Annotated in this window: 25 protein-coding genes; 2 read left to right on the forward strand and 23 right to left on the reverse strand. The window is 45.1% G+C overall.

The annotated features are described in order from the left end of the window. Window positions 1–8: 8 nt before the first annotated feature. From ccoN to VC182_RS08945, 4 genes are all read right to left on the reverse strand, one after another. Window positions 9–1,451, reverse strand: a complete 1,443-nt coding sequence (gene ccoN / locus VC182_RS08930; protein WP_072583748.1) for a cytochrome-c oxidase, cbb3-type subunit I — start codon at window positions 1,449–1,451, stop codon at window positions 9–11. A gap of 190 nt (window positions 1,452–1,641) precedes the next feature. Beyond that, window positions 1,642–1,797, reverse strand: coding sequence for a cbb3-type cytochrome oxidase assembly protein CcoS (gene ccoS / locus VC182_RS08935; RefSeq protein WP_323485094.1), 156 nt, complete (start codon window positions 1,795–1,797; stop codon window positions 1,642–1,644). A 9-nt stretch (window positions 1,798–1,806) separates the two neighbouring features. Continuing rightward, the gene (locus VC182_RS08940; protein WP_323485095.1) at window positions 1,807–4,239 is read right to left on the reverse strand and encodes a heavy metal translocating P-type ATPase; all 2,433 of its coding nucleotides are present in this window, start codon (window positions 4,237–4,239) and stop codon (window positions 1,807–1,809) included. Between the two features lie 56 nt (window positions 4,240–4,295). Next, window positions 4,296–5,531, reverse strand: a complete 1,236-nt coding sequence (locus tag VC182_RS08945) for an MFS transporter (RefSeq protein WP_323485096.1) — start codon at window positions 5,529–5,531, stop codon at window positions 4,296–4,298. 85 nt (window positions 5,532–5,616) lie between these two features. Here VC182_RS08945 and VC182_RS08950 point away from each other — a divergent pair, with 85 nt between their 5' ends. Then, window positions 5,617–6,600, forward strand: coding sequence for a tripartite tricarboxylate transporter substrate binding protein (locus VC182_RS08950; RefSeq protein WP_323485097.1), 984 nt, complete (start codon window positions 5,617–5,619; stop codon window positions 6,598–6,600). A 10-nt stretch (window positions 6,601–6,610) separates the two neighbouring features. Here VC182_RS08950 and VC182_RS08955 read toward each other — a convergent pair whose 3' ends face one another. From VC182_RS08955 to VC182_RS08965, 3 genes are read right to left on the reverse strand one after another with little or no spacing between them, the layout of a single operon-like run. Further along, on the reverse strand, window positions 6,611–7,366 hold the full coding sequence (locus VC182_RS08955; RefSeq protein WP_216120554.1) for a 2OG-Fe dioxygenase family protein: 756 nt from the start codon (window positions 7,364–7,366) through the stop codon (window positions 6,611–6,613). 32 nt (window positions 7,367–7,398) lie between these two features. After that, the gene (locus VC182_RS08960; protein WP_323485098.1) at window positions 7,399–8,364 is read right to left on the reverse strand and encodes a tripartite tricarboxylate transporter substrate binding protein; all 966 of its coding nucleotides are present in this window, start codon (window positions 8,362–8,364) and stop codon (window positions 7,399–7,401) included. 12 nt (window positions 8,365–8,376) lie between these two features. Continuing rightward, window positions 8,377–9,678, reverse strand: coding sequence for a TAXI family TRAP transporter solute-binding subunit (locus VC182_RS08965; protein ID WP_323485099.1), 1,302 nt, complete (start codon window positions 9,676–9,678; stop codon window positions 8,377–8,379). 115 nt (window positions 9,679–9,793) lie between these two features. On the opposite strand from VC182_RS08965, the gene VC182_RS08970 reads away from it, so the two are divergent. Continuing rightward, window positions 9,794–10,555 carry an SDR family oxidoreductase gene (locus VC182_RS08970; RefSeq protein ID WP_323485138.1) on the forward strand — a complete coding sequence of 254 codons (762 nt, stop codon included), beginning with the start codon at window positions 9,794–9,796 and terminating at the stop codon, window positions 10,553–10,555. A gap of 4 nt (window positions 10,556–10,559) precedes the next feature. Here the strand turns inward: VC182_RS08970 and ccmI are convergent, their stop codons facing one another. The 16 genes from ccmI to VC182_RS09050 form a co-directional block, all read right to left on the reverse strand. Continuing rightward, window positions 10,560–11,750 (reverse strand): c-type cytochrome biogenesis protein CcmI, encoded by a 1,191-nt coding sequence (gene ccmI, locus VC182_RS08975; protein WP_323485100.1) that lies wholly within the window; start codon window positions 11,748–11,750, stop codon window positions 10,560–10,562. Between the two features lie 5 nt (window positions 11,751–11,755). Then, on the reverse strand, window positions 11,756–12,226 hold the full coding sequence (locus VC182_RS08980; protein ID WP_072583718.1) for a cytochrome c-type biogenesis protein CcmH: 471 nt from the start codon (window positions 12,224–12,226) through the stop codon (window positions 11,756–11,758). Beyond that, window positions 12,223–12,753 carry a DsbE family thiol:disulfide interchange protein gene (locus VC182_RS08985; RefSeq protein ID WP_072583719.1) on the reverse strand — a complete coding sequence of 177 codons (531 nt, stop codon included), beginning with the start codon at window positions 12,751–12,753 and terminating at the stop codon, window positions 12,223–12,225. Before VC182_RS08985 ends, VC182_RS08980 begins: the two co-directional genes overlap by 4 nt. After that, window positions 12,750–14,669 carry a heme lyase CcmF/NrfE family subunit gene (locus VC182_RS08990; protein ID WP_323485101.1) on the reverse strand — a complete coding sequence of 640 codons (1,920 nt, stop codon included), beginning with the start codon at window positions 14,667–14,669 and terminating at the stop codon, window positions 12,750–12,752. Before VC182_RS08990 ends, VC182_RS08985 begins: the two co-directional genes overlap by 4 nt. Then, entirely contained in the window at window positions 14,666–15,100 is a 435-nt protein-coding gene (ccmE, locus tag VC182_RS08995; RefSeq protein ID WP_072583721.1) for a cytochrome c maturation protein CcmE, read from the reverse strand. Before ccmE ends, VC182_RS08990 begins: the two co-directional genes overlap by 4 nt. Then, window positions 15,097–15,285: a heme exporter protein CcmD gene (ccmD, locus tag VC182_RS09000; protein WP_072583722.1), complete on the reverse strand. Its 189-nt coding sequence runs from the start codon at window positions 15,283–15,285 to the stop codon at window positions 15,097–15,099. Before ccmD ends, ccmE begins: the two co-directional genes overlap by 4 nt. Next, a complete protein-coding gene (gene ccmC, locus VC182_RS09005; RefSeq protein WP_072583723.1) occupies window positions 15,285–16,055 on the reverse strand; it encodes a heme ABC transporter permease CcmC in 771 nt (256 codons plus the stop codon). Before ccmC ends, ccmD begins: the two co-directional genes overlap by 1 nt. Next, window positions 16,052–16,717: a heme exporter protein CcmB gene (gene ccmB, locus VC182_RS09010; protein ID WP_216120548.1), complete on the reverse strand. Its 666-nt coding sequence runs from the start codon at window positions 16,715–16,717 to the stop codon at window positions 16,052–16,054. The genes ccmC and ccmB overlap by 4 nt, the downstream gene beginning before the upstream one ends. Then, window positions 16,714–17,361 (reverse strand): cytochrome c biogenesis heme-transporting ATPase CcmA, encoded by a 648-nt coding sequence (ccmA, locus tag VC182_RS09015; RefSeq protein WP_323485102.1) that lies wholly within the window; start codon window positions 17,359–17,361, stop codon window positions 16,714–16,716. Before ccmA ends, ccmB begins: the two co-directional genes overlap by 4 nt. A gap of 193 nt (window positions 17,362–17,554) precedes the next feature. Beyond that, window positions 17,555–18,127 (reverse strand): YceI family protein, encoded by a 573-nt coding sequence (locus VC182_RS09020; RefSeq protein ID WP_216120546.1) that lies wholly within the window; start codon window positions 18,125–18,127, stop codon window positions 17,555–17,557. 70 nt (window positions 18,128–18,197) lie between these two features. Next, window positions 18,198–18,785, reverse strand: a complete 588-nt coding sequence (locus VC182_RS09025) for a YceI family protein (protein WP_323485103.1) — start codon at window positions 18,783–18,785, stop codon at window positions 18,198–18,200. Further along, window positions 18,775–19,323: a cytochrome b gene (locus VC182_RS09030; RefSeq protein ID WP_323485104.1), complete on the reverse strand. Its 549-nt coding sequence runs from the start codon at window positions 19,321–19,323 to the stop codon at window positions 18,775–18,777. The genes VC182_RS09025 and VC182_RS09030 overlap by 11 nt, the downstream gene beginning before the upstream one ends. Next, window positions 19,323–19,877 carry a flavodoxin family protein gene (locus VC182_RS09035; RefSeq protein WP_072583728.1) on the reverse strand — a complete coding sequence of 185 codons (555 nt, stop codon included), beginning with the start codon at window positions 19,875–19,877 and terminating at the stop codon, window positions 19,323–19,325. Before VC182_RS09035 ends, VC182_RS09030 begins: the two co-directional genes overlap by 1 nt. Window positions 19,878–19,910: 33 nt before the next feature. Next, complete coding sequence (locus tag VC182_RS09040; protein WP_323485105.1) at window positions 19,911–20,330, reverse strand: MarR family transcriptional regulator; 420 nt, start codon at window positions 20,328–20,330, stop codon at window positions 19,911–19,913. A gap of 371 nt (window positions 20,331–20,701) precedes the next feature. Beyond that, window positions 20,702–21,556, reverse strand: a complete 855-nt coding sequence (locus VC182_RS09045; RefSeq protein ID WP_072583730.1) for a metal-dependent hydrolase — start codon at window positions 21,554–21,556, stop codon at window positions 20,702–20,704. A 91-nt stretch (window positions 21,557–21,647) separates the two neighbouring features. After that, a complete protein-coding gene (locus VC182_RS09050) occupies window positions 21,648–22,058 on the reverse strand; it encodes a carboxypeptidase regulatory-like domain-containing protein (protein WP_216154508.1) in 411 nt (136 codons plus the stop codon). Between the last annotated feature and the right edge of the window lie 13 nt (window positions 22,059–22,071).

The raw sequence follows: 22,071 nt of genomic DNA on the forward strand, positions 1-22,071 counted from the left end.
TCTTATCCTTAATGAGCTGCTACAGACGCTTGTGGAATTGCAGCGTCAATGAATTTTTTACCAACCACTGTTTTGTAGACGTTATAAGCCATTACAAACATACCGCTTAAGTAGCACAAGCCGCCTAACAAACGAATGACATAGAAGGGATAAGTTGCTTTAACAGACTCAACGAAGCTGTAAGTCAAAGTTCCGTCTGGCTCGAATGCTCTCCACATCAAGCCTTGCATTACCCCAGCAATCCACATAGCAGCGATATAGATCACCACGCCGATAGTTGCAATCCAAAAATGCACTTCAATTAACTTGGTGCTGTACATATCCTTCTGACCTACTAAACGTGGAATAAGGTAATAAAGGGAACCAATCGTAATCATGGCAACCCAGCCTAAAGCACCTGAGTGAACGTGACCAATAGTCCAGTCTGTGTAGTGAGACAAGCTATTCACTGTCTTGATAGACATCATGGAACCTTCGAAGGTAGACATGCCGTAGAAAGACAAGGCAACTACCAAGAATTTCAAGATCGGATCACGGCGCAATTTGTACCACGCGCCAGACAATGTCATGATGCCGTTGATCATGCCACCCCATGATGGTGCCAATAAGATCAATGAGAAAACCATCCCTAAAGACTGAGTCCAGTCTGGCAAAGAGGTGTGTTGCAAGTGGTGAGGACCTGCCCACATATACGTAAAGTTCAAAGCCCAGAAGTGAACAATAGACAAACGATATGAGTAGATTGGACGTTCAGCCTGCTTAGGAATGAAGTAATACATCATGCCCAAGAAGCTGGTAGTCAAGAAGAAGCCTACCGCATTGTGGCCATACCACCACTGAATCATGGCATCTTGTGCGCCAGCATATGCTGAATAAGACTTAAAGAGGCTAGCTGGCATTTCCATATTGTTAACGATGTGCAATACCGCAATCGTCAAGATGTAAGCACCAAAGAACCAGTTAGAAACGTAAATATGTTTAGTCTTGCGCTTGATCACAGTGCCGAAGAACACAATCGCATAAGCAACCCAAACGATTGTGATCAAGATATCAATTGGCCACTCTAGTTCAGCGTACTCTTTGGAAGTAGTAATACCTAACGGCAAAGTAATGGCAGCAGAAACAATCACCGCTTGCCATCCCCAAAAAGTAAATGCCGCTAACTTGTCACAGAAGAGTCGAACCTGGCATGTGCGTTGCACAATGTAGTACGACGTTGCGAATAGTGCAGAACCGCCAAAAGCAAAAATCACTGCATTGGTGTGTAAAGGACGCAAGCGACCATAACTCAACCAAGGAATATTAAAAGTGATTTCAGGCCAGATCAACTGGGCTGCGAGGATAACCCCCACGAGCATGCCAACAATTCCCCAAAGCACAGTAACGATGGCAAATTGGCTGACAACCTTGTAATTGAAGGTATCTTGATTACTCCCCACGGTAAGTCCCATGGTTTCTCCTTTTTTGTGACCAAACTGCGACATAATCCAAATAGACTGGATTGATTATCAAAGTAGAGCCCCAAGGGGGATTTGATCTATATCAAAAAGGGTGGGGCAAATTCACCCTGCACATCTAAGGGAAACCCTAGATTGCTTGGGCTATTTAAATATATAGCTATTATTGAGAGTATTTACTAACTTATTTGGATTTTGGAGTGTCATCATCCATCAAAATCGCCTCACCAGGACCATCCAAATCATCAAATTGCCCACTCTTAATGGACCAGCGCAAAATCCAAGCCAAAAGGCCGACTAAGACCAGCGATAAAGGGATTAGAAGAAATAAACTTTCCATTCCTATAGTCTAAGCCTTTCGTAAACGCCAGGCATTTAAAGTCACGGCTAACGAAGAAAGCGACATCCCGATCCCAGCAACCCAGGGATTTACTAAGCCCATCATTGCAGCAGGAATAGCCAGCAAGTTGTAAGCCAAGGCCCACCATAAGTTTTCTTTGATGATTGCCTGAGTTTTATCGGCCAACAATAAAGTCTTTGCTAAAGGCTCTAGAGAACTAGCCGTCAGAATTGCATCGGCTCCAGCAGCTGCCAACGGTGCACCAGCGCCAACTGCAATAGAAATATCAGCACGAGCAAGCAAAGGTGCATCGTTCACACCATCGCCGATGGCCCATACAAAACGATTTTCTTTTTGCAGTCTTGCAATGTAGCCATACTTATCCTCAGGCGTACAGCCACCTTGATAATGCTCGATGCCAACATGCTGGGCCCACCATGCAACCGTGGCGCGATCATCACCAGAAACTAAATGCACTGCAATCTTTCTAGACTTCACTACTTTTAGGAATTGCTCTAATCCTGCTCTAGGCGTGTCCAAAAATACAAAGCTGGCTATCAATCCTTGTGCATCTGCTAAATGCACCTGACCGTATTGCCCTAATTGCGCACTCTGCTCTACCCCCAGCCACAAGGCGCTTCCCAAGCGATACTCGCCCGAACTTAAACCTTTTCCCAGTTGATTAATCACTGGTTCACTCAATGTAGGTAAAGATAAATTTTCAGCAGTAGCGGCACGCATCAAAGAAAGTGCCAACGGATGCCTTTGCCCCGCCTCTAATGCCGTAGCTAAGGCCAAGGCATCTTCACGTCGATAGCCCGTACGCAAATTAATGACCTCTTGCAACTCTGGCTGACCCATCGTTAGTGTGCCGGTCTTATCCAACACCAAATCAGTTGCTTTTGCCAAACCTTCCATCACATGACCACGCACAATTAGTAAACCTAATTTAGTTACCGCACCTTGCGCTGCTGCCATAGCGGTTGGAACTGCTAGCGATAAAGCACAAGGGCAACTGGCAACTAGAACAGAAACTAAAACTGTCCACGCACGACTAGGGTCAAAGTACAGCCAAATAGCGGACGAAGCAAACGCACCGAATAGTAAAAAGGCAACAAAATAAGCAGTCCACTTTTCAGCAAGACTCACCATGACTGGTTTAGCAAGTAATGCTTGATCTAATAAGGAAGCAATTCCGGCGATACGGGTTGATTGCCCCACTGCCTCAATTCGCATGAACAATGGATTCAGTATGTTGTGAGTACCAGCGTACACACGGTCACCAATCTTTTTCTCAACCGGCTTAGATTCGCCTGTGAGCAAAGACTCGTCTAAAGCACTCACATTTTCAATCAGGATACCGTCAGCAGGCACCACTTCCCCTGGAGAAACTCGTAACACTTCCCCAGGATTGCAATTAACCACGGGAACCACTTCAATTTCTTGTGATGCTGGATAGTTCAATGCCCGCTCACATGTTGCAGGCAGTTGTTTAGCTAAAGCCTCTGCTCCACCTTGCGCATCTTGTCTTGCTAATAGCTCCACATATCTGGCCGCCAAGATAAATGCCACAAACATGGTGATGGAATCAAAGTAAGTATGCCCAACACCGGTAACTAAATTAATAGTGCCCGCAATAAATGCCAAAGCTAAAGCTAATGCAATAGGAACATCCATTCCCAACATATGCGTTTGCTTAAAAGACTGCACACTTCGCCAAGCCGACTGGAATATTGGACCTGCTGAGTAGACCATCACAGGAACAGTCAATAACCAGCTAGTCCAACCTAAAAGAATCTCAAATTCTGGAGTGATATCAGCACCAACATACGTTGGCCAGGCATACATCATGACCTGCATCATGCCGAGCATTGCTACCCCCAGTCGCAAAAGAAGGTGGCGCCTTTCCTTTTTAGCGCGATCTAATGATTGGGAGGGCTCAAATGGCCAAGCCTCATAACCAATGCGCTCAATTTCAAAAAGTAGTCGTGCTAAGCTCGTTTTATCTGGAGAAAAACGCACCATTACTTTTTGAGTAACGTAATTGATTTGCACATCCTGAACACCTGCATTACGACGTAAATGTTGCTCACACAGCCAAACACAAGCTGCACATCGAATTTTTTCTAAACGTAGAGTGGTTTCAAGATCACCCTCCCCTCCAGATGAACGGGTGAAACGGCCTCGCAATGAAGGATCGTCATAAGGCTTGAGCTTCACCGGAATCTCATCACTTGCAAGATAGGCTGCTGGCTTATCACCCGACTGAGAACGCCTAGCATAAAAAACTTCTAGGCCTTCTCCATGAATTGTTTGCGCAATTGCCATACAACCTGGACAACAGAATGGACGCGTCTCACCACCCAGTTCCGCCTCAGTTAATTCCCCCGGGAGAATCTGGCTTGAACAGTGATAGCAAACTAAAGCATTCTTTTTATTCATCCACTCATTTACCTACTTATTTATCTGCTTATTTATCTGCTTATTTATCCGATTACTCATACGCGCACTGAGCTACCCCAGCCCCTACGTCGTTCGTAAATCACAAATAGAACGCCCCACATGACTACAGCAACGTATGCCCACACCCAGGCAACTTGTGAAGTACGAGAACCAGAAATATCCAAGACGAAACCAAAAATGGCAGGCCCCAATAGGCCGCCACCAAACCCCATCAATGAGTGCAGGCCCATTGCAGCGCCCTTGATATTTTCTTGCGCACTAATTACCAAGCCCGCAGTGAGCGTTGAGGAATCTGCCATGATGAATATGGCATGCCCAATAGCCAGAGCAACAATCAACCACCACGACTGACCAGTTGAGCAAGCAAATGCAATCCCCAGTACTGCACTAGTCAGCATCACAATGCACACCCATTTTTGACGCCCCACTCTCAAAGCAATTTCATTACCCAATATGGACGATGGCACACCAAAGAAATTAATCACCCCAGCTAAAGTAGTAGCCGTTAGGAAAAAATCTTCGCCAGAAGCAACTGCACAAAAAGCAAAGAAGGCAACAATCCAGCTTCTCGATGCAAAGAGCTCTAGAGTGTGAGCGGTGTAACCGAAAATAAATCCTGCAGCATTTTTGTCCTGCAAAACCAACTTCCATTTATCCACCGGAAAGATATCGTGCAGACGAATATTGATTGGTCCTTGCCATTTCTCATGCTGAAGCGCTGGAATAAGCAACAAGACAATCAGGAAAGCGCTGAACGGGCCCAAAGCAATCAAACCAAATACATAGCGCCAGCCAAGCCCACTTAGAATCCAGCCAGAACACAAATACGAAAATCCAGTGCCAATGCCAAAGAAAGCGGTATAGAACGCGATGTGCCGCGTTAACTCACCAGACTGGATGCGATCAGACAAAATTTTCAGGCCAGGCATATAGGTACCAGCAAGACCGGCACCATTTAGAGCCATAAAAAGTAGAGCCGTCCAAAAGTTATAAGCGAACAAACCCATGCCTAAAAGACCACAGCTTGCTGTGAGACCGCCTATTAAATAGACCTTACGCGCGTCCACCCGATCTGTTAAAGCCGTTGCTAAAGGAACGGCAAGCATGTAACCAAAGAAGAAAGCACTCGCAATCAGGCCCGACTGCAAATTACTGAGATGCCACTCCTCTTGCAAAGTCGTTAACACGACAGCGTAGCAAGCAAAACCTAATAAAGCACAGGTTTGCGCTAGAAGCATAAGAGGGGTATAGCCAGCTGAACGAAAGCGCATAGTTAGTCAGTAGAAACGTGAACTCATTCTACTCGCCCAGAACCAAATAGACCCGCTACACTACAGAAAACAAGATGGAGACAGCATGAATAGCAAATCTTTAATAGTTCGTTTATTGCAGATCGGGGCCGGCCTCATCATTGGCTCAGCAAGCCCCCTGGCATCAGCGGAAAACTACCCCTCAAAACCTATTAAAGCGATTGTTCCTTTTGCCCCTGGTAGCACAACCGATCAAATTGGACGTGCTTTTGCTGCAAAAATGTCTGAGTCATTAGGCCAGCCCGTAGTTGTTGAAAATCGCCCTGGCGCAAATGGCCTGATTGGCGCAGATTTTGTGGCCAAGGCCCCCGCAGACGGCTATACGATTCTGTTCGGAACCAATAGCACCAACGCCGCCCTGAAGAGCTTGGTCAAAAATTTACCCTATAACCAAGACACCGCCTTTACTCCCATTGGATTTTTTGGATCTGCTCCACTCATTATTGCCATCAATAATGATGTGCCTGCTAAATCACTCAATGGGTTTGTTTCTCTAGCCAAAGCCAATCCAGGAAAAATGACTTTTGCTTATGCAAGTACATCACAGCGCGTTTCATCAGAAATGCTGGCAAGCTTTGCTGATATCAAAATGATTGGGGTCTCATACAAGAGCGGCCCCAATGCTATGACTGATTTAATTGGCGGTCAAGTGAATATGTTCACATCCGACTTTGGAGTTTCATTACCTCAGGTGCAAGCAGGCAAAATCCGTGGCCTAGCTGTAACCTCCTTGAAGCGCTCGCCGGCTATTCCAGAGCTACCTACGGTAAATGAAGCATTAGGTATCAAAGGCTATGAACTGATCGCCTTCTTTGCGGCATTTGGTCCAGCGGGCATGCCGAAGGATGCCGTCCTCAAGCTCAATCAAGCCATTAACAATGCAGCTAAATCAAAAGACCTAGTAGAGCGACTCTCTGCAAATGGTTTTGAAACTCAGCCAGGAACGCCTGAAGCCCTTAGCCAAAAGATCAAACTAGAAACTGCTAAGTGGGCAAAAGCGATTAAAGAAGCTGGCATGGAGCCAGAGTAAATCAGCTGGCTTATTGCTGACTTCGATTTGGAGAGTCTTGGAAACCATTTGAGCGGTAGGTAAGAACCAAGGTATCTCGATAGCCATATTTTGCTAATGGCTGAATTGGGGTTGATTCATGAATCATGCGCTGATCATTCATTAACAAAAGAGACCAAGGTTGTGTGAGGGTGAAACGCAATCCTGCGGAGCCAGAGGTATCAAATATTCTGGTCTCACCACCTTTAATACCCTCTCGACCCAATAAGAAGACTGCTACAAAATCAACGCCATCGCGATGCGCGCCTTCAGGTGTTGGACGTCCGATACCATCAGTGGTATCAATTCGAAATTGATGCGCTTCAACAAACCAAGTATTCACAGGCTTTAGGCTATTCAAGATATGCGCAAGCCCGAGCAAGACAGATTGCCAAGCAGTATTACTTAATAACTCACCTTGAATGGGCTCAAACCAGCGCTCAATTCCACCATGCAATGCGTTGTAATCTAGTGATTGCCAGTGTGCACGATGTGGAACCAATGTGAGCTCATCACCTTTAATCTCATAGCTAGCATGTCGACGAAAGCGATAGCGCCCACCATCTTTTAAATAAGGATCGCGGGGCAAGTTTTCCCAATACTTCGTGAGATCTTGAAGCTTGGACAGATCTACATTACTAAACTCAGCAACCGTCTCAGCAGACACCACAGCAAAGCCGTCATCACGCAAAGCTTGATCGATCTGCTTTAAGGGGGTCAGTGTAGGCGCAACGCCAGTAATTGTCATGGGTCTATTTTAGGTCAAGCAGCAAAAAAGCGTTAATCCAACTGCGCTCCAGATGCCCTCACAATTTTTGCCCACTTAGCCAACTCATCCTTTAGTAAAGCGCTCAACTTATTAGTTGGAACGGGTGCAAGATCCAAGCCCTGTGCAGATAGCCTCTCACGCACTTCTGATTTAGATAGGGCCTTCTCCATTGCCGCCTGCACCTTCTTTATTACATCCACACTAACGCCAACAGGGGCAAAGATGGCCACCCACACCTCACCAACACAATCAGGGTATGTTTCTGCAATCGTTGGAATTTCAGGCGCAGCACTAGAACGCTTTGCAGAACTAATCGCGATCGCCTGAAGCTTCCCCGCTTTAATGTAATTGAGTGCAGAGGGCAAGCTCGCAAATGCCAGCGGCACTTGTCCACCTAATACATCATTAATTGCTGGGGCTACCCCCTTGTAAGGAATATGTTGCATTTCAATGCCAGCGCTCGCATTAAGCATAGCGCCTAATAAGTGACTAATCGTGCCATTACCAGCTGAGGCATATGACAATTCTCCAGGCCTCTTCTTAGCCGCAGCCACAACATCCACCAATGTTTTATAAGGAGATCCCGGTGGAGAAACTAATACATAAGGCGTTGCCCCAATGTAATACAAAGGCACAAAATCATTTATAGGATCAAAGCCAGGATTTTTATATAAAGAAGGATTAATAGCTTGCGCACTATTAATGGTAAGCAGTAAGGTATAGCCATCCTTAGGTGAGCGTGCAACACTTTGGGTACCAATATTACCGCCAGCACCTGGTCTATTTTCAACCACAATCGATGCGCCAATAGCTTCACCAAAAGATGGCGCAATTAGACGAGCCACAATGTCGTTAGTGCCGCCTGCCGCCTGAGGAACCACCAGGGAAATAGGCTTGCTTGGGTAGGCCTGTGCCTGAACCCCAATAGATACAAGCAGGCCTACAGCTAAAAATAGATAATGAATTAGCCTATTCATCTCCAGATCCCTTTAATGAACCAAATTCAGGCGGTGACGGACTTCACCTACATGCCCTTTGAGGTCATATAGCTCTTTAGCATCCAACATGGATACCTTGATATTTCCAACGCGCCTCTCTATATCCTCAAGATCTTTGAAATTCTTTTCTTTTAGCGCTGGATTTTGGGCATTCTTCTCAATCACCTTGAGCTCTTCATATACCTGAGCCAACTTCAATCGTAAGAAGAAGTTCTTAGTCGACGGAATATAAGTAAATAGCGGAATCAGAATAACCAATAATGGAATGACAATTTTGACAAAACGTCCAGCCCACACCGCTGTCCAGAATGGTAAGTGGCGATGTAAGAATGAAGGCCCATCTTTTAAATAGATTTCTGCATCTACATGCAAGGGGAAATCCAAGCCTGAGCTAGATGGAAACTCACCCACTTTTTGTAGGCGAGAATAGGTTTTCAAAATATCGTAGGAAGCCCCAAGCAAAAGCGATACCAGGGCCGGACTGACATTATCATGGGCAACCAAAGTAGCAGTAGGGGCCATTACCTGAATATCTTGACGTGGCTGATCAAACTCAATACTCAACAAACCTCTAGGAACAATCACTTTAGATAGGTAGGTTAAGTTGCGGGTATAAGCATCTGCCTGGTCAAAGCTCATCAAACGAATACCGGGTACAGAGTAAAACTTATGCAAAATCGGCGCCTCAGCTGCAGCCACAATAAATACGGCATCTAATTGGCCATTATTTAATTTCTCGATAGCATCATCTGGCTTAAGTTTTTCCAGCTTAATCTCATTTTCAGAAATGCCACTAACTCGCAATAAATCTTTAGCGAGCACTAAAGTACCACTTCCTTCATTGCCTATAGAAACTCTCTTGCCTTTTAATTGTTTCAAGATAGTGAGTTGACCACCATCAGTTTTAAATGCAGCATCGCGATACCAAACCCAAATAGGCTCGTAAAACATGCCTGCAATCGATACTAATTTTGGATATTCATTCAGATTGGCGACCCCACCCTGCACCATTGCAAAATCAATCCCAGACTTGGGGTCATTTAAAAGAGCTAAGTTATCTAAGGTCCCACCAGTAGATCGCACATTAAGATCAACACCCTCTTTAGCTATTTCCGTTTTTAGACGCTCACCAAACTGGTAATACAGCCCCGTAGGAAAGCCAGTGGCCATTTCAATCGACTTGGGAGGCGGAGGAACCAAGATCCAGAGTACGGCAAAGAAAATGATCAGCAGCGCAAAAAAGCTGACTACCAGAGCTATAGGGTTATAAATTTGTCTTTTGATGAAATTCATGGAAATCTCTTGTGTTTTTTGCATTATGCCCCGAGCAAAGCAATAGGCAAAGGTTTCAAAACAGGCCTAATAAACCACGATAAGATAATACTTTTAAGCAGCCCTAAAGAACATGATGAATTCAGCAAAAACTAAGGTAGCCCTAGTAACTGGTGCAGGAACTGGTATTGGGCGAGCGGCTGCCAAAGCCCTTCTCAAGGGAGGCTATCAAGTGGTCCTAACTGGACGCAATCTAGATAGATTAGAAAAGGCTATTGCTGATATCGGCGGCAATCAAAGTAACTGTCTAGCGGTCGCTTGCGATGTTGGCAAACCCGATGAAGTCAAAAAGCTATTTACAGCACTTAGCCATAAATTTGGCCGCATTGATTTGCTCTTCAATAACGCTGGTATGGGAGCCCCTGCCATTCCAATGGAGGACCTGAGTTATGAGCAATGGATGAATGTAGTGAATAGCAACCTCTGTGGTGCGTTCTTGTGTTCACAGGAAGCGATTCGCATGATGAAAGCGCAATCTCCACAGGGAGGCAGAATTATCAATAATGGCTCAATCTCTGCACACGCACCTCGTCCAATGTCAGCGCCCTACACGGCAACCAAACATGCCATCAGCGGCTTAACCAAAACCATTGCATTAGATGGACGTCCTTTTAATATCGCGTGCGGTCAAATCGATATCGGCAATGCTGCAACAGAGATGACTGAACGTATGGCTGCTGGGATCCTGCAGGCAGATCAATCGATTAAGGTAGAGCCACGCATGGATGTTGATCATATTGGTGAGGCCGTACTGCATATGGCCCAACTGCCACTCGAAAGCAATATTCTGTCGATGACCATTATGGCAACCAATATGCCGTTTGTGGGTAGAGGCTAAAACCTTACTGGCGAACTTGGTCGACTAGTAGGCGAACATTGGTTGTGCCGACTTTAATTGTCTGCACTGAAGAGATTAAATCCCCCGCTTCCGGTTTCGCCATCCCAGTCTTAGAAATGCGCACCTCGACACTCGCCTCAGATAGTTGAGACAGAGGCGCACTGGGATTCATGGCCAATGAATCATTCAATATAAAGCCCATTGGAAAGTCAGTTGCAGATGCCTTCAAGACAGCAACAGGCATACGCTCACCAGGTTTGCGTGCAATCACCATCACAATGTCGCCAGGCTTAATCTTAGATTTAAGGTCAGCAGACAATTCAATCTTGCCGCTAATGCCTTTTCCGGTTGGAGCAACCGGCGCTGAAGTAGTCAGACCACCTTTAGAGCGCGCCTCAGCAATAGATCCTTGAATGGCACGCGCCTCATCCGTATTGGGCGGAAGTTGTTGCACAAGCTTCTCCCAGGACTGCGCCGCTGCCTTGTAATTTTTAGCGTTATAAGATGCGGTTCCAGAAAGCCAAAGTGCCATCATGTTATTGGGGTCCAGCTTTAATGCCTGATTAATCAACTGCGAAGGCTTCCCAACAAAACTCCCATTTGCATTGCTTGCCAGAACATCTGCATAGTCAGCTAACAATTGCGGATCAGAATCAATAAAGTTACCTGCACGTGCATACGCTTTAGCGGCATCCTGATCGCGGCCCAAGATTCGATAGGAGCGAGCTAACATCGCCCAGCCCTTTAAGTTGCCAGGATCTTTTTCCATTTTGATGGCAAATTCAGCCACCATTTTTTCGACACCTTCCTGGGTGACTGGTTTTTCAGAATTGTTTTGGGCTACCCGAACAACATCCCCCAAGGAGAAATACAGTGCCGATGAGAGCAAGACGATAAAGATACAAAGGCCGATTGCAGTCTTCTTTGAAGAGCCCGCAACCTCTCGGTCATCCTCTTCAATAGTGTCTTGAAAGAGTCTTTGACGCATTTCTGCATGCGCAATTTCATAATCAATAGAATTGATTACACCAGCTTTATATTCAAGCTCTAATTTATCCAACTCTTCTCGGTATATGGTGGCATTCATCTGACGACGCGATGTCGACGAGCTCTTCGCGGGAAAGATGAATGGGCGCAGCAATAGCACCAATACCAGAACCAGGAGTAAAAAGGCGGGGATCAAAAAGCTAGTCACTTATTTCATCCCTCTTTCTTATCGCTTGCATTTAATAGTGCATCGATTTTTTGATTATCAGCATCAGTCAGCGCGACATTAGGCACGCTGCTATCTCTGCGTCTTAAATACATTAATAAACCAGCAACGCCCAGACCCAAAATAACAAATGGGCCAATCCATAACAACCAGGTCAGTGGTTTCACTGGCGGGCGATACAGTACAAAATCGCCATAGCGCTCAACCATAAATGAGCGGATTTGATCATCGCTCTTACCTTCTTTGATCAATACCCGAATTTCACGACGCAAATCATTAGCTAAATCCGAGCGCGAGCCAGCTAAAGACTCGTTCTGACACACCAAGCAGCGCATTTCTTCTGAAATACTAATAAGACGCTGCTCTGTTATTGGATCATCCGCGAGTGGTGCAGCATCTTTGGCAAACGCGTTGCCTAAACTAAAGACGCAAACGGCGATTAATAAAATCCGCCTCATGATTTCTTTAACTCATTCAACATAGGATAAATTTTTTGATTCAATAAATCCATTGTTAACGGGCCAATGTGTTTAAAGCGAATCACACCTGCCTTATCAATGATGTAAGTCTCAGGCACGCCATAGACGCCGTAATCAATACCAACACGCCCATTGCCATCAAAAGCGGAGAGTGTATAAGGATTGCCTTGTTTTGCCAGCATAGCTACAGCATCTTCACGCTTATCTTTATAGTCCAAACCAATCACTGGCGCTATTTGGGACTTAGCAAGCTCAACCAACACCGGATGTTCTTCGCGACAAGCTACGCACCAGGATGCCCAAACATTCAGAATCCACACCTGTCCCTTCATACTTGCCGGTGAAAATGTTTTATTAGCATCAGCCAATTGAGACACTTCAAATGCAGGGGCAGACTTGTTAATTAGCGGTGAAGGCACTTCATGTGGATCACGATTTAAGCCAATAGCCAAAAAGACTACCAAACCCACAAACAAGATCAGGGGGATTAAAAATTTTGCTTTCATATGAACTTGCTCTTTAATTTCAGTCGATAGCGCTTATCAGACATAGCGAACACGCCACCTAAAGCCATCAACAAGCAACCGCCCCAAATCCAATCCACAAAAGGCTTGTAGTAAACACGTACAGCCCAGGATTGATCGCTGAGTTCTTCACCTAGTGATACATAAATATCGCGGGTGAGTCCAGCATTAATCGCTGCTTCAGTCATCGGCATCGTCGAAGAAAAGTAGCTTCTCTTTTCTGGATAAAGACTTCTCTCAGCAATACCATTTTTGGAGAGCTGGAAAGCGCCTCGTATCGCTTGATAATTTGGGCCAAGTACTGTATTCACTCCCTGCATCTGGATTTGATATCCACCAACACTTACTGTATCGCCAGCGGACATGCGCACATCTTTTTCTTCTTGATAAGCACCCACCATTGTGACGCCAATCACAAATACCGCAATGCCCAAATGCGCCACCTGCATACCAATAAAAGAACGGGTTGGTTTACCGGCTTTGGCTTGTCGAATAATTTGCATGAAGCCCGAAGCGATCACCCAAAATGCCAACATGAAGCCCATGCCTGCAAGCCAAGTAAATTGGCCCATAATTAAAGGAATTCCAACGCCTGCAATTAGAGCGACTGCGCCTGCAATCCATAAACGCTTGATGATGGTAATTAAATTACTTTGCTTCCAGCTTGCCCATGGACCGATACCCATCAATACCAGTAATGGCACCATGATGGGAACAAATACGCTATTGAAATAAGGAGGGCCTACAGAAATCTTACCTAGATGCAAAGCATCAATCAGCAAAGGATATAGGGTGCCTAGCAAAACAGATCCGGCAGAAACCACTAAAAAGACATTGCCAAGCAAAATCAATGTTTCTCTGGAGCTCAAACTAAATTTGCCGCCCATCGAACTCTTAGGCGCACGCCATGCGTAGAGCATCAGAGACGAACCAACGACGAGTGATAAGAAGATCAGAATAAAGATGCCGCGCCTTGGATCGGTTGCAAATGCATGAACCGAAGTTAGGACACCCGAACGAACTAAGAAGGTTCCTAGTAGCGATAAAGAGAATGCAGTAATTGCTAAGAGCACAGTCCAGCTCTTAAAGCCGCCGCGCTTTTCGGTAACCGCCAAAGAATGCAACAAGGCGGTACCCACGAGCCAAGGAATAAAGGAGGCATTCTCAACGGGGTCCCAAAACCACCAGCCGCCCCAACCCAATTCGTAATAGGCCCACCATGAACCCAAAGCAATACCGAGGGTCAGGAAAACCCAAGCAGCGGTTGTCCAAGGACGCGACCAACGAGCCCAAGCAGCATCTAATCTTCCAGACAATAAAGAGGCAATTGCAAATGCAAAAGCCACTGAAAAACCAACGTAACCCATGTACAACATTGGCGGATGAAATACTAAGCCCGGATCTTGCAAGAGTGGATTTAATGAGCGGCCATCTTGAGCAGCAGGCAATAAACGCTCAAACGGATTTGAGGTTGTTAAAACAAACAGGAGTAAGCCACTAGTGACCAGCCCCAAAACACCAATTACTCGCGCCACCATAAAGTCATCTAATGCTTTAGAAAGTTGAGCAACCAAAATGGTCCAGGTAGCCAGCAAGAAAATCCACAATAAGAGAGATCCTTCATGCCCACCCCATACTGCGCCTAATCGATAAATCACCGGCAGCTGTGAATTGGAGTGCTCAGCAACATAAAGTACAGAAAAATCATTGGCGTAAAAACTCCAGGCCAAGATTCCAAAAGCAATCGCCAACAATAAGAAGGTCGTTTGCGCGGCAGGCCTTGCTAGCACCAACCAATCGCGTCGGCCATAATGCGCGCCTAGCAATGGCAAAACCCCCTGAATGAGAGCAATGCAAAGCGCCAGAACTAGTGCGTAATGCCCAAACTCAGGAATCATTTATTTGTTCCGTTTTTTTGAGCTTGCTCTAAAGCATGTTTTGCTTCAGGAGGCATGTAGTTCTCGTCATGTTTTGCCAATACTTCACTGGCAATAAATTCACCATTGGCATTCATGCGGCCTTGGATTACAGCACCTTTACCCTCTTTAAACAAATCAGGAAGGATGCCGGTATAGGCCACTGGAATATCTTTCACCAAATCAGTAATCACAAAGTGCACGGTTAGGCCATCGCGCTTTAAAGAGCCATCCTTCACCATGCCACCAATTCGGAAAGCTTGACCTTGAGGCGCTTTGCCTGCTGACACTTCACTTGGAGTGACGTATAAGGCAATATTACTATTAAGCGCATTCAAAATTAAGAGTGCAGCTACACCAATTACGATCAGCGCTGCAACAATCATCAATGCACGTTTATGTCTAGGCTTCACTTACTAATCTCTTTATCAAACTGCTCAGCTAATTGCTCTTGCTTCAACCGCCGTACGATTGCTCTAAAGCGAGCACGCGCCATGAGGGGCTCCAATATCAATACCAGCGCACAAACACCAAAACTACACCACACATACAGTGCGTAGCCGCCCATGGCAAAAAACTCAGAAGGGCTATTCCACATCAGATTTTCACCTCAATTGATTGTCTCACCCAATCAGCATGGGCTTCACGCTCCAAAATGATTGCCCTCACTCGCATTAAGGTGACTGCAATGGTGTACATCCAAAGACATAAAGCCATCAACAGCATTCCCAAGAGCATGGTTTGTGCCATCGCCGGGGCTTTTGTGAGAGAAACGGAGGCGCCTTGATGCAAGGTGTTCCACCATTTCACCGAGAAATAAATGATCGGTACGTTTACAACACCTACCAAAGCCAAAATGGCGCTCGCCTTATCGGCACGGCGAGGATCATCAATAGATGCTCGCAAGGCAATAAAGCCCAAATACAGAAAGAGAAGAATTAACTCTGAAGTAAGGCGAGCATCCCAAACCCACCAGGCACCCCACATGGGCTTGCCCCAGAATGCACCGGTCCACAAGGATAGAAATGCCATCCAAGCACCTATAGGGGCAAGAGCCTGCGCCATCATGGCAGACAAACGTGTATTAAAGACCAGTCCTAATCCTGCCCATGCAGCCATGACTAAATAAATAAACATCGACATCCAGGATGCGGGCACATGAATAAAAATGATGCGATAGCCCTGCCCTTGCACGGCATCGACGGGCGCAACAAAGAAGCTAACCCACAAACCAGCAGTGCCAAATAAAAAAGTCAAGACCCAGAAGAATGGGATGAGCTTACCCGCCAACGGATAAAAAGTGCTGGGGCTAGATAACTTAAACCAGTTAACTAAGCGGTGATTAGAAAAAGTATTTATCGGATTCATTCAATTGCAATCTTTACAGCAGCACTACTTACCCAAGGAACAAATGCTAAAGCCAAAATCAATAATGCGCCTAGCAATGAAAAATGGCCTGACGTATCCAAACCCACACTATTAGCATATACGGCGCCAGCGCCAAAAATGAGAACCGGAATATATAAAGGCAATATCAATAAGCTCAATAACAAGCTACCGCCTCTGACACCCAAGGTTAAGGCCGCACCTATGGATCCCAGTAAGGATAGCACCGGGGTACCTAATAATAGGGTTCCCATCAGTACATACAAAGAACTAGCATCCAGATCAAACTGAATACCAATGATCGGGGCCAAGAGCACGAGCGGTAGTCCACTCACAATCCAATGGGCAACAATTTTTCCAGTTACGAACAAGACCATAGGCTGCGGCGACAAGGCAAGCTGCTCTAAAGCGCCATCTTGATAATCGGCAGCAAACATCCGATGCAAGCCTAATAAGGTAGACAGTAAGGCTGCAACCCAGAGAACCCCAGGAGCAATCTTGCGAAGTAAAGCAGCATCCGCACCAATACCCAATGGAAACAAACTAGTCACTACGACAAAAAAGAAGAGGGCTGTGAGCACCTCGCTCTTGCGGCGCATAACCAAGAGCAAATCACGGCGAATGATGGCTAGTAAAGCATTCATAGATCTAGCACCCTCACATGCGGAAGATCCACCGCTTGATGGCTAGTCAGTACCACTAGACCACCTTGCTCTACATGCTCTGCTATTAGTCCTTGTAAATCTTGAACAGCATGAATATCAAGTGCGTTGAACGGCTCATCCAAGATCCACAACTTGGCTTGACGTGTCAACATGCGAGCCATTAAGACTCGACGCTTTTGTCCAGCCGATAAACAACTGACCGGTAGGTTCTCGCGCCCACGCAAACCAAAACGCCAGAGCGCTGCTAAAGCCTTATCACCTGGCAAATGAATGTCGTCCAGGACTGCATACAGCTGCAGATTTTCCAAGGCAGTCAGATCTTCCTTCAGAGCATCACGATGCCCCAGGAATAAAAGTTCCCGATGATATATAGAAGGATCTTTAGCGATTGATTGATGATTCCAAAGAACCTCCCCCGCCTCTGGTTTAGAAAGTCCCATCAGGAGTCTTAAGAGGCTAGTTTTTCCGACCCCGTTCTCACCGCGCACATGCAGGCACTCTCCAGCCGCCACTGTCAGATTCAGATTCAGAAATAATTGTCGCTCCCCACGAATACAAGTCAGCGCACGAGCTTCAAGCATCAAATGCGGTGTATTGGAGGAGGAATGAGTATCAACTGTCATGAGGGCTTGGGGCTTGAATCAACCACCCATGGCATTGTCCAAGAGCCTCTAAGAGCTGTCAAACCAGCAAAAGTGGAATTAAAGGAATAATCCCTTTTAATTCAATTACTTATGTAATTATAAACCAAGTCGGCCGAGAATGAAAAACCACCCGTAGGTGGTTTTTCAGATGACATCAGCCCAACAAAAGGAATTAATCCTTTTTTGAACCCTCAATAGCAATCATGATGGTTACATCGTCACCTACGTTCGGCGCGTATTTACCCATATTAAATTCTGTGCGCTTAACTTTTGTTTCAGCATTGGCACCGCAATAATCAGCGCCAGACATTGGATGTTTTTTGCACTCAAAATTAGTGATATTCAATGTAACTGGCTTACTTACACCCTTCAATGTCAACACACCTTTTAAAGCAACTGGTTTGTCACCTTTAAAAATCATATCGTTTGATTGAAAGCTAGCAGTCGGAAATTGGGTTGTAGATAAAAAATCTTCACCTTGGATGTGATTGTTAAATAAAGCAGATCCTGTATCGACAGATTTCGTATCAATAGTGATATCTGCACTGCCTTTTTTAGCTGCTTGATCAATCGTTACAGTTCCAGTAACCGCATTAAAGCGGCTGGTCTGCTTAGAGAATCCTAAATGGTTATATTCAAACTGAGCAAAGGTATGGTTAGCATCAGTAGCATAAGTTACTGGCGCAGCAAAAGCAGAGCTAAGACCAATTGTTGCAAATAAAGCGATAAGTAATTTTGATTTCATGTAATTCTCCTGATTAAAAATTGAATAAGTAAGTTAGTAAAGGTAAGTTTAGGTAGGTTAATTTGTAAAACTATTTTTGATTTAAGACTAAGTGAACATTGACTGGCACCTCATTGGCGACTGCAGAAGTGTCTGCCCAATTTCCAGCACCCAAGCCAAAATCCAGCCTCAACACCTGAAAGCTAGCATCAAAGACCATCTGCTTGCCTTGCAGCTGATACTTGACGGATATCAACAGTGGCACAGCTTTGCCCTTGATGGTTAGGGTTCCATGGGCATCCAAACTATTGGGGCCTGTAATCTTTACAGAATCCGTTACATAGCTAGCAGTTGGAAAGAGCTTTGTACTGAACCAGTCTTTTCCTTTTGCCTCTTCTTGCAACTCTTCCCCACCTGCATTAAAACTTGAGATTTCAATAATGAGATTAGCCTTCGCTTTTTCTGGCTCGTCTGGATTAAATAAAACCTTCCCAGAAAATTTTCCAAAACTTCCAGAGATCTTTGAGCCCATCAATTTACTTGTAAAAGTAATTTTGCTTTTCGAGGCATCAATAGATGAATACTCCACCGCATAAGCTGAGCTTGCAGCGCCAATAAATAGCATAGCTAATAAAGCTTGTGCCAATATCTCAAAACGTAATGAGAATTTACTTTTCACGGTTTGATCCTCCAAAGGTCATACGACTTAATAAGTCATCTTTATCGATAAATTGATGCTTTAGCGCAGCCAAAATATGAAGTCCAACCAAAGCCATTAATCCATTGGCCAGAAACTCATGGATCTCCTTCAGCTGATGGCCAAGTGCCTTATCCTTATCTACCAGATCCGGCAATTCAAATAAGCCAAAGTAGTTGACGGTATAGCCCTTAGCGGAACTCATTAACCAGCCCACAATCGGAATCAGAAGCATTAGTAAGTACAGTGCAAGATGGGTTAGCTTCATTGCACGCTCTTGCCATGCTGGCATTGCGAGGTTTAATGCAGGAGCTGGATGAATTGCGCGCCACAACAAGCGCAGAACCACCAAAAAGAATATGGTGACACCAAGCCATTTGTGCCAGCTAATTCCCGTAATTCTGAGTGGACTCAATGGCATATCATCCACAGCAATTGCAATTGACCATGTTGCAAATATCAAGAGCGCCATCACCCAATGCAAGATGATGGCAACAGAGGTGTATCTGACTTTATTCATTATCCGCGCAACTGTTTGGTAATTTTTGCAATGCGCTCGCCATACAGTCTTGCAGTCTCTAGATCGCCTGCATTTACTTCGTCAGCACTTGCATCAGATGGTGTTTGCATCATTGCACCCGCAGATGAACCCACATAGTTAATGTCATCACGCTTTGCGGCTTTCGAATTCGAAGGCATCAATCCAGTACCAACCCAAAGGCCAGAATGCTGCATAGCCAAAGTAAAGAAGTAATGCAAGGTTGAATGCTTATCACCATTCATTGTGGCTGAATTCGTAAAACCACCGAAGACCTTGTCTTTCCATTGCTGTGAAAACCATTGCTTTGAGCTAGCGTCAGCAAACTTCTTAAACTGCCAACTCACCGTACCCATATAGGTTGGAGAGCCAAACACAATAGCGTCAGCATCATTAAGTGTCGCCCATTGTGCATCAGTAATATTGCCCTCAGCGTCAATGGCAATCAATGTTCCATTAGCGCCTTTAGCAATAGCCTCAGCCTGCTTTACGGTGTGTCCATAACCACTATGAAATACGACAGCTACTTTACTCATCAATTTCTCCTTAAAAAAATATTGACTTGATGTTTATGATTTAAAAGCATCTTTCAGCAACCGCAATGACTCTTCTAATTGCTTCAATTCATTTGATGATAATTTCTTAAATGCACCATTTAGATGTTCCAAATGCTCTGGAAATACTTTCTCAAATAAAGACTGTCCAGATGTCGTCAAACCAATCAGTTGACTACGCGCATCTTGAGCATTTGTCTGACGAAGAATGAGACCTTTTGCTTCCAAGCGCTCTAGCACCCCCGTTAACGTTCCCTTGGTCACAAGCGTTTTCTCGCCTAACTCCTTACAAGTCATCGGCAACTGATTGCCCAACGTGGCAATCACATCAAACTGGGTCATCGTTAAACCCATTGCTGCTATATGCGGAGCTGAATAACGCTCAAACGCTTGATAGGCAGAAACGAGGTTTCTCAGGACAGGTAAAAAGTTCATAAATCCTATTTAAAGTACTAGTTAGAACTAATATAGTACTACTACGAACTATTTGCAATATAAAACTAAAAAACTTCAATTTATGGGGTTTAAAGTCAGCAATACATTGCAATTAGGAAGACCTACCTCACAAGGTTAGCCCCTGCTGGCTTCCCTGGCTAGCGCTTAGCGCACAGAGCGAGACACACCCACCTTTATAGGGCTCTACTCTCGCTTGATACCAGCGCCCTTAATAATCTTGCCCCAGCGAACCGATTCCTTCTATAGAAATGCTCCAAATGCCTCTGGAGTCAGAGCGCGATACTTTTCGCCCTCACTTCAGAAGCAATTGAATTTAAAAATAATCCTTGGGATTGAAAATTAGAGACTGCTCAGAATTGAACTGTTTCACCTTCAGTCATCGGAATAATTTTGATATTGCTGCCCTTCATAGCCTCCTGAAACTCGGCTAACGTACCTTTAGTCATCGGGTTAGAGTTGTAGTGCATTGGGATCACCATTTTTGGCTTAATCCAGGTACGCAATGCAAATGCAGCATCATCAGGCGCCATTGTGAAATTTCCTCCAATTGGAACCATTACTAGATCGGGCTTGTAGTGCTCGCTAATGAATTTCATATCACTAAATAAGCCGGTATCCCCCATATGCCAAATCTTAAAACCGTTCTCAAGCTCAATAATGAAGCCCATAGGCTCGCCGGCGGGATGTGACTCCATTTTGTCTGTAGCCGGATTCTTCCAAACCAATAAAGAAGAGTGCTCTGCTTGAACTGCGGTTACCTTGATTCCAGGCGCAGGTGTTACGCGACCCGTTTTATTAAAACGATAACCCAAGTCTGCTGGCAGAATTCCCAAAGTAGTTAGTGGCGTCACCATATCGGCTGGACCATATAACTTGATGTTATTCATCTTAGCCACAGCTGGCGCATCGCCAAGATGGTCAACGTGTGCATGCGTCACTAGCAACACATCAATCGGACCAATCGCCGCCAAATCATTCTTGTAAATCGATGGTGTCTTCGGTCCGCCAGTAATCCAGGGATCAATCAGAATCATTTTTCCCTGAGGGGATTTAATCCGGAACCCTGCCTGTCCAAACCATAGTGCCTCAGTCTTACCCTGAGCACCTACAGCTGGAGAATTCTGCGCAATACTGAGCGAGGCTGTTGAAACTAATATTGCCGAAAGCAATACGCCCAAACCGCTTTTAGCTGAAAGGCATTTCATTGATACATCTCCTGATGATTGTAGTAATCAGGGAACTATAGACCAAATTGAAAGTTGAGATTTATGACGCAATGCGTCAATTTTTTAGGCACTATTTCCAGAATAGGGAGATCTTTTGCGGTGAGTTGGCTTTAATAGAAAGCACTCTCTTTTGAGTCACCTCTTGGTAAGCTGCCTCAATCACATAGTCGCCAGACTCGAGATTAATCAGCATATAGGGTCCATCTGCCTGGGCATCAAAAATCATCTGTTTTTTTGAGTTCATGATTTTGATAATTGCCCCGAAGATCCAGACTCCCCTGCCATTTTCTATTTGAGACATTTCTAATAGCAATGGCCATTGCTTTGCATCAGCCAAAATCGCAACCGTCTCACTCTCACCTACCCCACCAGTGATGTAAGAAATTCCCTGTGAATGCTGTGTCTCAGGAATTTGTGCCGAGGACAAAGAACTCAATAAAATTAGTTGAGTAGCGATCAGTATTTTGAGAAGTGTTTTCATACTTCCATCTTAC

The organism is Polynucleobacter sp. AP-Nickl1-40-C4, from assembly GCF_035012665.1.
Classification (GTDB): Bacteria; Pseudomonadota; Gammaproteobacteria; order Burkholderiales; family Burkholderiaceae; genus Polynucleobacter.